This is a genomic window from Pelorhabdus sp. sgz311001 (assembly GCF_055901755.1).
The window spans coordinates 1-5,130 of record NZ_JBVXUT010000011.1 but is presented as its reverse complement, the minus strand read 5'-3'; the positions used below and the strand labels follow the sequence as shown (position 1 = coordinate 5,130).

The window sequence follows — 5,130 nt, the reverse complement described above, 5'->3', positions numbered from 1 at the left end:
TCAAAGTTTCTTTTTTAACCGTTTCGCCTTCGTTTTCAGAAGCGATGATTCTTTTCTGTTTTCGTGTCGCTCAGCGGCGACTTGTATATAATAGCACAGCAGATTCACTTATGTCAACACTTTTTCGCAAAGTATTTTTAAGTTTTCTCTGTAGTATCTATTTTAACCGTTATAAAGGGAATTGTCAAGAATTATCTAAAAAATTCGACATATTTATCTAAAGTAGATCCTGGCGCAATCATAGGAAGTACCAGATCATCAGGTGATATTGTAGCTACAATGAGAAAAGGTTTTCTTTCTTGCTGAATATATTGCACTGCTTTGCTTAACGCAGCTTTAAAGTCAGCCACGGTAGAGGCTTGCACGGCTGGCACGGAACATGCTTTGGCAAACTCATGGAAGGAAAACGCAGGAAGCGTTGTGGCCGAATACCGTTGATTATAGAAAATCTTCTGCCACTGTCGAACCATACCTAAACTTTGATTATCTATAACAATAGAAAGAAGCGGTAATTGCTGATTTTGTGCAGTAAAAAGTTCAATGCCTGTCATTTTAAAACCGCCGTCGCCGCAAAGATGGACAACCAGAGAATCTATCCTACCAATCTGAGCACCTAATGCTGCCGGTAATCCAAAGCCCATAGTACCTGCCCCACCGGAAGTAATAAAAGCACGTGGTTCGCGGATGACTAAATGCTGTGCTGCCCACATTTGGTTTTGTCCTACATCAGTAACATATACTATATCTTTTCCTTGCGCAAACTGATTCAGGCAGTGCATAATCTCAGGCCCAGTCAACAAATTTACTTGGCCTTCGCTCACCCTATTGCTTTCGGTTGCTGTATTGCTTGCCTTTTCACCGTCCTGCCACTGGTATAACCGATTCCACCAGTCTTTATTCACTGTTTTGGAATAATTCTCTCGGAGTTCTATAAGAATCGCCTTCATATTTCCAATTAAAGCAAGCTGTGTTGAAATATTCTTAGCTATTTCTGACGGATCTACGTCAATATGAATGATCGTTTTTTCCTTTGCATATTCTTGGCGATCTCCTGTAGCTCGGTCACTGAAACGAGCTCCAATAGCTACGATAACGTCAGCTTCATAAATAGCTCGATTTGCCGTTTTATTACCATGCATTCCGGTTAACCCTAAAAATTGCTCATCACTGCCATTGAAAGATCCCAATCCCATCAAGGTACTTACTACAGGGAAATTCCCATCTTTTGCTAACGCCCGAAATTCCTGACTTGCTTTTGAGCGAATAATCCCACCACCTGCTAATAAGACAGGCTGTTTGGCTTTTTTCAGCACCTCAATCGCTTCAGCAATATTGGGCAAATCGCTTTCATTCACCTGCTTCTGTTGTCTTTGTCCACAAACCTCTTCACGCTCCTCTAGTTCGAGCCACTCGACTAAAGCCGTTTGAATATTGCTGGGAATATCAACTAGAACCGGTCCTGGCCGCCCCTCCTGTGCAATCATAAAAGCATCTCTTAATACAGGTACTAAATCTTCAGGCTTTAAAACTAAGTAATTATGCTTTGTGACCGCCATACTTACACTGACAATATCGATTTCCTGGAAAGAATCCCTACCTAACTGGGTTGTAGCAACCTGACCAGTAATCGCTACAAGCGGTACTGAATCTAAATAGGCGGTCGCCAAACCAGTCACTATATTCGTCGCTCCCGGTCCGGAAGTCGCGATACAAACGCCAACTTTCCCAGTTGCCCTAGCATAGCCATCGGCCCCATGAATAGCGCCTTGTTCATGAACCGTAAGAATGTGTTTTAACGGCCCTTCATATAATGCATCGTAAAGAGGAATAACAGCTCCCCCGGGATAGCCAAATACCGTATCCACGCCAGCTTCCACTAAACATCGTATGATCGCTTGTGCTCCCGAAATTCTCATGATACAGACCTCCGCATTCTAAAAAATTTTATCTGCTAAACTTGTGGACTTCTTACTGCATCATACCTGCCATTTTACTTCAATGACGTCAACAAGCTTCTCCAACAATCGTACAAATCGTTCACTAAAGCCAGTTTCTTTTGCCTCCACTTCCAGCATTAAAAATTTTGCATCTTCCGTAACGCTCACCCATAGATTTTGATAAATCATTCCCTGCGATGTAAATACACGTAAGATTCTTGGCATGACCTGCGGTTGATTATTAGCTACTAAATTTAACATAGTATACATAAACATGGCCTCCTCTGTTATAATTCAAAAACGCCCCTAACTGACATACACGTCAGCTAGGGGCGTTAAAATAACGCGGTACCACCCTATTTCACTCTCTCACATCGGTCTAACAACCGACCTCCGGCTAACGCCCGGGCGACGCAACTGCCTCCCCTGCATCAATTGATATAGGTTCGGAGAAGAGTTCATGGGTGATTTAATCAACAAAAACTTCGCACCGATTTTCACCAGCCATCGGCTCTCTGCAGCGATTCTTTTTTGCCTTTGCTCCCAATCATAACCTTTTGAGTTACTCATTGTAAAGTTGTAATGTTATTATACTTGTTACAATCATGCCATGTCAAGCAGCTTTTTGCCATTACGCTGTTAACTTGTGTTTTGAAGCCTTTTTACCCAACTGGTACTAAACAGCCCGTTCAACTACGGATTTTCCCGCAATTCCAGGCTTTGTCATATTACAAGGAGAAAGTATAACAGCAAGCTCTTGGGCTGTTAACAGCTTTTGTTCTAGCACGATTTCATGAACAGCCTTACCACTTTCTAAAGCTTCTTTCGCTACTTTAGCCGATTGTTCATACCCCAAGTAAGGTGCTAAGGCCGTAACAATTCCTACGCTGCCGTTAACAAGGGATTGGCAGTGTTCGACATTCGCACGAATCGACGGCAAACAATGGTTGCATAAAGCAGTGAGTCCTTGAGTAAGAAAGGTAAGTGAATTAAACAGATTATAGGCCATAACAGGCTCCATAACATTCAACTCAAATTGTCCAGCTTCCACGGCAAGACAGATCGCAGCATCATTGCCGATTACTTGGAAGCAGATTTGATTGACCACTTCTGGAATTACCGGATTCACTTTGCCTGGCATAATAGAAGATCCCGGTTGCCTTGGTTCTAAGATAATTTCATTTAGTCCACATTTAGGACCTGATGCCATTAATCGAAGATCATTGCAAATTTTCGATAACGCTAAAGCACAGACTTTTAAACTACCCGAGAATTCAGCAAGAGCATCTGTATTTTGCGTTCCATCAACTAAATTAGGGCATGTAGAGAAATTTTCACCAGTAAGATGAGCAATCTCTTTTACAACCTGTTCAATATAGGCAGGTTCTGCATTAAGGCCAGTTCCTACTGCCGTAGCCCCCATATTAATTGTCAGCAGTTCTTGCCGCGAACGTTCAAGTCGCCGCACGGAACGCTCTAAAGCAGTAGCATAAGCCGAAAATTCCTGTCCCAACGTAATTGGCACTGCATCCTGTAGATGAGTACGTCCCATTTTAATAATATCAGCAAATTCTTCGCCCTTTTGATTAAATAACTCTATCGTTCGATTTAATACATCTAACAACTTTCTTGTCTTCATTTGCGTAGCAATACGAATGGCAGTGGGAATTACGTCATTCGTCGACTGCGCCATGTTTATATGATTATTGGGCGAAACAATAGTATAGTCACCTTTTTCTTTGCCGAGAATTTCTAAGGCACGATTGGCAATCACTTCATTTGCATTCATATTCATTGAAGTCCCTGCGCCGCCTTGAATCGGATCGACCACAAATTGTTCATGCCATTTTCCATCAATAATTTCTGTAGATGCTGTAACTATAGCGTTTCCTACATGTAAATCTAGACGTCCTGTTTTTATATTGGCTAAAGCAGCTGCTTTTTTTACAATAGCTAACGCAACAATAAATTCTGATGTCAAAGTTTGCCCCGTAATTGAAAAATTCACCATAGCTCTAAGGGTTTGCACACCATAGTATACGTCTTCTGGTACTTCCATGTCGCCTAAAAAATCATGCTCTTTACGCATATTAAAACCGTCCTTTTATAAAATTCAGAATTTCTTGCTCTACTCCTATTGTATAGCAGAACTAGTATAATGTAAACAGTATATTGTATACAAAAAACATAATAAAATTATAAAATAAAGATCCTTGCATCCATTCTTAGTAGCAAGGATCTTTACGGTCAAACAAATGTATAGAAAAATAATCTTTTTAGCCGGCAATGAAAGAGTCAAACATCCCTGATCCAGCTCGGCCTAAATAGATCGCGCAGGCAGTAGCGGCTAAAGTAAGAATTTCAATGGGCCAGAAGGTTTGGTCCGAAAGACCTCCCGTCCAATATACCCCAAAAATAATGCAGGAAATTACTTGTAGTACACAGCCAAAAATCATCTTTTTTACCAATAACGGCGCATTCAACTTTTTAAACCGTACTTTTGCATCTAAAAGTCCAGTAAGAAACGCTCCCAGAACGCCAAAAGGCAACAGTAAAATAGAAATTTTAACTACAGAAAGCAAGTCAGATCGCAAGGGATCTCCCACCACAGTTGATAAAGGCAGACAAAGAAGAATCATGGCAACAAAAACCTGTGGAAAGTGTACTTCTACAGGATGAAGATGTTGATCCAAAATCAATCTCCGATTTGGGGATAATTTTTTAGTATAAGGTTCAAAAACGGTTTTAGGAAGTCCGCAAACAGGGCATACATCATGCAGCGCCCCTTCTTCCATAATGTAGCCGCAGGCCTTACATCGAACATACTTTTTCATAACTTTGCCTCCCAAGCTAGCTGATATATTGTGACAAATTTCTCATTTATAATGTTTCGTGAAAAAGAAAAGATTTCCTGCTGTTAGAATTTAAAACTTGCAGAACTTAGTGTAAAGTATTTTAGACTTAACACAACTTGGAAGATTCTAATCATGTACAACAAAAAACCACTTCATAATGAAGTGGTTTTTTGAAATCAGCAACTATCTATCCTCCCAGGCCGTCGCCAGCCGAGTACTTTCGACGTATATGGGCTTAACTTCTGTGTTCGGGATGGGAACAGGTGGAACCCCATAGCTATCGTCACTGAATCTTATGCTTTTTTTCTATGCTTTCACATAGGAGAGGTGCTCTCTCA

4 protein-coding genes, 1 rRNA gene and 1 other annotated feature are annotated in these 5,130 nt (G+C 41.0%); all 5 genes read right to left on the bottom strand.

From position 1 onward, the window contains the following. Positions 1–191: 191 nt before the first annotated feature. Complete coding sequence (gene ilvB, locus AC0MXB_RS18225) at positions 192–1,916, bottom strand: biosynthetic-type acetolactate synthase large subunit (protein ID WP_474041150.1); 1,725 nt, start codon at positions 1,914–1,916, stop codon at positions 192–194. 60 nt (positions 1,917–1,976) lie between these two features. Next, entirely contained in the window at positions 1,977–2,207 is a 231-nt protein-coding gene (locus AC0MXB_RS18220; protein WP_474041149.1) for an ACT domain-containing protein, read from the bottom strand. Positions 2,208–2,262: 55 nt separating this feature from the next. Next, positions 2,263–2,497: a binding site (T-box leader), on the bottom strand. Between the two features lie 116 nt (positions 2,498–2,613). Continuing rightward, positions 2,614–4,026 carry an aspartate ammonia-lyase gene (aspA, locus tag AC0MXB_RS18215; protein WP_474041147.1) on the bottom strand — a complete coding sequence of 471 codons (1,413 nt, stop codon included), beginning with the start codon at positions 4,024–4,026 and terminating at the stop codon, positions 2,614–2,616. Positions 4,027–4,213: 187 nt separating this feature from the next. Then, a complete protein-coding gene (locus tag AC0MXB_RS18210; protein WP_474041146.1) occupies positions 4,214–4,771 on the bottom strand; it encodes a rubredoxin-like domain-containing protein in 558 nt (185 codons plus the stop codon). A 195-nt stretch (positions 4,772–4,966) separates the two neighbouring features. Continuing rightward, positions 4,967–5,083: ribosomal RNA gene (gene rrf, locus AC0MXB_RS18205) — 5S ribosomal RNA — on the bottom strand. Between the last annotated feature and the right edge of the window lie 47 nt (positions 5,084–5,130).